At 37.4% G+C, this 3,788-nt stretch carries 4 protein-coding genes; 3 read left to right on the top strand and 1 reads right to left on the bottom strand.

Annotated features, from left to right (window positions below; translation table 11 throughout):
* The coding region (locus B3D47_RS02170) for a recombinase family protein (RefSeq protein ID WP_286859692.1) at window positions 1-495 on the top strand (495 nt) is incomplete at its 5' end.
* A 225-nt stretch (window positions 496-720) separates the two neighbouring features.
* On the opposite strand, the gene B3D47_RS02165 is transcribed toward B3D47_RS02170, so the two are convergent.
* Window positions 721-1,071, bottom strand: a complete 351-nt coding sequence (locus tag B3D47_RS02165) for a DUF3147 family protein (RefSeq protein WP_004644745.1) — start codon at window positions 1,069-1,071, stop codon at window positions 721-723.
* 190 nt (window positions 1,072-1,261) lie between these two features.
* Between B3D47_RS02165 and B3D47_RS02160 the strand changes: the two genes are divergently transcribed.
* Both B3D47_RS02160 and chrA read left to right on the top strand, forming a co-directional pair.
* Window positions 1,262-2,188 (top strand): chromate resistance protein ChrB domain-containing protein, encoded by a 927-nt coding sequence (locus tag B3D47_RS02160; RefSeq protein ID WP_005098232.1) that lies wholly within the window; start codon window positions 1,262-1,264, stop codon window positions 2,186-2,188.
* Window positions 2,185-3,534, top strand: coding sequence for a chromate efflux transporter (chrA, locus tag B3D47_RS02155; protein ID WP_005098231.1), 1,350 nt, complete (start codon window positions 2,185-2,187; stop codon window positions 3,532-3,534). Before B3D47_RS02160 ends, chrA begins: the two co-directional genes overlap by 4 nt.
* Window positions 3,535-3,788 lie beyond the last annotated feature (254 nt).

Genomic DNA, 3,788 nt, shown 5'->3' with positions numbered 1-3,788 from the left:
ATTGAAGTCGACCGGATTTTTGTTGACCGTGCTTCAGGTAAAAATACTGACCGACCTAAATTTCAGGAAATGTTGAACTATGTCCGGGAAGGGGACAGGGTGATTGTACATTCCATGGATCGTTTTGCGCGAAGCCTGAAAGATTTGGTCACTGAAGTAGATAAACTGGTCAAACGAGGGATTGCCATCCAGTTTGTAAAAGAAAATATTACTTTTACGGCCGAATCCACCCCGATGGATAATTTGATGCTGCAATTGATGGGTGCTTTTGCACAGTTCGAACGTGAGATCATTTTAGAGCGGCAAAAGGAAGGAATAAAACTCGCCTCTGCTCAGGGGAAGTACAAAGGTCGGGTGCATAAACTAAAGCCTGACCAAGCTGAAGCTTTACGACAAGCATGGAGGGAAGGGAAGTATCCATCAAAAATGGCATTAGGAAAAGCTTTTGGGATTAGTCGTCAGGCGGTATACCGATATTTACAAGTTAGTGAATAGCTTATTGGGATTGGCAACTAAATTTAGTTTAACTTATAAAAATCATGAAACATTGTTCGAATTTTAAGCGTGGAACATAAATAATCAATAAAAAGCCGCTCTGGTACCCTATGCCCCACAACGGCTTGATCTAATATACTGAAATTTAATGATAAATATCAAGTATTTCGTATAAGGTGTATTATGTTAATTTTAGAAAAACTAACATTCATGCCCCTAGTTCATTTACAGCAAATCAATACCGAAATGGTGCAATATAGCTGCCCATGCAAGAAAAAGAAGAATGGTCATTACGTAGCAAATGGCTAGAGATAGCCAAAATCCATAACGCTGATAAAGTATTGGGAATGCTAAAAACATAGGTAATGTCGGTACTACATACCAAAAGGTATACCAAGCATGATTTGAAATTTTCTGCGGGTCTTGATTCTCAAGTTTCATCCATATCAGCACAAGTATCGTTACGATAGGTAAGGCTGCAATCAATCCGCCTAGACGGTCACTACGTTTAGCAACTTCTGAAATAAGTATGACCATTCCAGCAGTTAGAGCGTACTTAGCAATAAGCCAGACCATGTGCATTTCCTAGATGAGTAGATTTATAAAGTTCTATTTTACAAACTGCTAAGTTATAAGCATCTGTTGAATTTACTATTAAAGGATAGAAAAATCTTTTATGACTTTTACATATATTCTTATTAAAGGAAAACTATTTTTAATCCTTTAAAATTGTTATAAGATAAACAAAATTTGTTGATTTTATAACATGAAAATATCATTACTGATCTCATCACTTCCCAGTCAAAGCACAACCGCAAGAATGCGAATTTGGCGTTCATTAAAGTCAAATGGTGCAGCAACTTTAAGAGATGGTGTTTACCTCTTACCCGAAGCACATTCTGAAAAATTCGAGTCTGTTGTTCATGATCATCTTAATGAACATGGGCATGCCTATATCTTTCAGACTGAACCTCCTGCACATTTAGACCTTGCTCAACTTTTCGACAGGACTGGAGAATATGAAGAACTGAGAACTGAAATTTCACAAATACAAAATACGCTTGAGGAAAATAAGAAAAAAGAACATCTCAAACAGATTCGAAAATTAAGAAAAAACCTCAATTCACTGATAGAAATAGATTTTTTCCCAAATACTCATCAAAGCAAAACACTGAATGAACTCACCCGATTAGAACAAGTTATTGCCCGGTTAGGTGAATACGATGAACCCAATAATTTTGAACAGCAATTAAAAGTCCTATGCAAGCAAGATTTTCAAAATAAAATCTGGGCAACCAGAAAGCGTCCTTGGGTTGACCGTTTGGCATCGGCATGGATCATTCAGAAATTTGTAGACCCTCAGGCAAAATTTATTTGGTTAGAGCATCCCAATGATTGCCCCAAAGATACCTTAGGTTTTGATTTTGATGATGCCCAATTTACCCATATCAATCATCTAGTCACTTTTGAAGTGTTAATGCATAGCTTTGAATTACAAACCCCTGCTTTAAATAAAATCGCTGAAATTGTTCATTTTTTAGATGTTGGGGGAAATGAGCCTGCCGAAGCCTTAGGCATTGAAAAAATCTTGCAAGGCTTAAGAAGCACGATCACAGATGATGATCAATTACTCCATCTTTCAAACCATATTTTTGATGGCTTATATGCAGACTTTCAAAGGAATTTAACATGAATAATAAGTCATCTTTAATAGATGAAACAGAAATTGAATCTATCAGCTTTTGGCAAGCATTCAAATTTTGGTTAAAACTGGGATTCATTAGCTTTGGTGGCCCTGCCGGGCAAATCGCTGTTATGCACCAAGAGTTAGTTGAAGAAAAAAAATGGATTTCAGAACAGCGTTTTATGCACGCATTGAATTATTGCATGCTCTTACCCGGCCCCGAAGCTCAACAACTTGCAACTTATATTGGCTGGTTAATGCATAAAACCAAAGGTGGCATCGTTGCAGGGGTTTTATTTGTTCTACCTTCTCTTTTTATCCTCATTGGGCTGTCTTGGGTCTATGTGAAATATGGCGACGTCCCGATCATTGCCGGTTTGTTTTATGGCATTAAGCCCGCAGTTGCCGCAATTGTATTTCATGCCACGTATCGTATTGGCAGTCGTTCATTAAAGAATAAATTTCTATGGGCGATTGCAGTTATCGCTTTTCTTGCAATATTTATTTTTAATATTCCTTTCCCTTTAATCGTTTTATGTGCAGCGATATCGGGTTATTTGGTCGGTAAAAAGTATCCTGATTTATTTAAGCTAAATGCACATCAGTCCAGTCAAAAATCCTATGGACGTGCAATTATTGATGATGATACCCCTACACCTGAACATGCTGTTTTTAAATGGTCTCATCTGATCAAAATAACTGTAATTTCAGCACTTTTATGGGCAATTCCACTCATCTCTTTAACAGCAGTTTTGGGATGGAGTCATTCTTATACTCAACTGGCTTGGTTCTTTACTAAAGCTGCACTTCTGACATTTGGTGGTGCTTATGCTGTTCTGCCTTACGTTTATCAAGGCGCTGTCGGTTTTTATCACTGGCTCACCCCAACTCAAATGATCGATGGTTTAGCCCTAGGTGAAAGTACTCCCGGCCCATTGATCATGGTGGTGGCTTTTGTCGGCTTCTTAGCAGCTTATAACCATTCGCTGTTGGGTGCTGAACATCAATTTATTGCAGGTGCATTAGGTGCAATCATCGTCACGTGGTTTACTTTTATTTTCTCATTTTTCTTTATCTTAGCCGGAGCACCTGTTATAGAGTCCACACACAATCAAATTAAATTTACTGCCCCTTTAACCGCCATTACCGCTGCCGTGGTGGGCGTAATTTTAAATTTGGCACTCTTTTTATGTTACCACGTGCTTTGGCCACAGGGTTTTGAAGGGAATTTTGATTATATCTCTGCCATTATTGCAATTTTAGCTGTAGTCGCATTATTTAAATTTAATCAAAGTGTGCTCAGAGTCATCATCGGTTCTGCTTTAGTGGGTTTAACGATTAAAATTTTACTATAAAGAATGAACACTAGAGGTATGGATAAAAAATCTATGCTTCTTTTGACACGATTCAAGGTATCTTCTTTCATATAAAAAATTAAAGAATATTCCACTAAATCACTCCCCATTTAACATAATGGCTGTTATACGAAATTAATGTGTTAGAAACCATTTAACGTGTCTATGTTCTCACCAACAAAAATGTCTAGTTTATGATGGTTTTTACCATCATGGACTGGATATAAATTAGAGAGGTTGATCGCTATGTCTGG

Source organism: Acinetobacter sp. UBA3461 (assembly GCF_002381195.1).
Lineage (GTDB): Bacteria > Pseudomonadota > Gammaproteobacteria > Pseudomonadales > Moraxellaceae > Acinetobacter > Acinetobacter schindleri.
This window is presented reverse-complemented; position numbering and strand designations above follow the sequence as displayed.

Excerpts from the sequence above, each read along its gene's own strand:
- B3D47_RS02165 (WP_004644745.1), bottom strand. The coding sequence starts at position 1,071 with ATGGTCTGGCTTATTGCTAAGTACGCTCTAACTGCTGGAATGGTCATA.
- B3D47_RS02160 (WP_005098232.1), top strand. The coding sequence starts at position 1,262 with ATGAAAATATCATTACTGATCTCATCACTTCCCAGTCAAAGCACAACC.
- chrA (WP_005098231.1), top strand. The coding sequence starts at position 2,185 with ATGAATAATAAGTCATCTTTAATAGATGAAACAGAAATTGAATCTATC.